At 61.2% G+C, this 693-nt stretch carries 1 protein-coding gene; it reads right to left on the reverse strand.

Annotated elements, in window-relative coordinates:
* On the reverse strand, positions 1-693 hold a 693-nt coding region (locus J0695_RS42125; protein ID WP_206970081.1), incomplete at both ends, for an NAD(P)/FAD-dependent oxidoreductase.

The raw sequence follows: 693 nt of genomic DNA on the forward strand, positions 1-693 counted from the left end.
GTCCAGGACGTGCTCACGCAGGTGACGTTCCACGATATTGGCCGCATGCCATGACGTGACCAGCGCCAGGGAGACTCCCTGGCTGTAGTACGCATCGATGATGGAGGCAGCGTCTCCCGCGATCGCGTATCGGCGAGCGGCGACATAGGTGTCACTGATGTGCTGTACGTTGCGGTACGCGGCGAAGTCAAGCTGGTTCTCTTCGGTGAGAAAGTTGAGCAGCGGGTAGCGTCGGATGACATCCCAGAAGACTTGTCGCAGGTTGCCCTCAGCCGGCGGTCGGTTGCGATTGAAACTCACACCGACGCTGATCCGCTGACCGGTGAGGCGGATCAGCCAGATCCAGTAGCCGTCTCCCCACAGATGGATCGTGTCAAGGTCGCGCCTGGTGACCTCCCCATCGGGGAATGTGTAGTTCCAGCGCTCGTCGAATATGTCATCGGTACAGCCGGAGAACTGGCCCCACACCGCGGAGGTGGAGAAACCATCGTCGAGCGGGACGTCGTGACCGAACTTCTTGACCAACAGCCGTGCTCGTCCTGAGCAATCGATCACCCATCGAGACCGCACCGTGCCACTGGCCTTGCCGTCGCGCGATCGCCACGTGACCTTGTGGTCGTCCGTGCCCTCACCGAGTTGGATGTCCTTGACGAGCCCACGGTCCACGAAGGTGATCTCTGGGTGGTCCTTGAG

The sequence above is a fragment of the Streptomyces beijiangensis genome, assembly GCF_017315755.1.
Lineage (GTDB): Bacteria > Actinomycetota > Actinomycetes > Streptomycetales > Streptomycetaceae > Streptomyces > Streptomyces beijiangensis.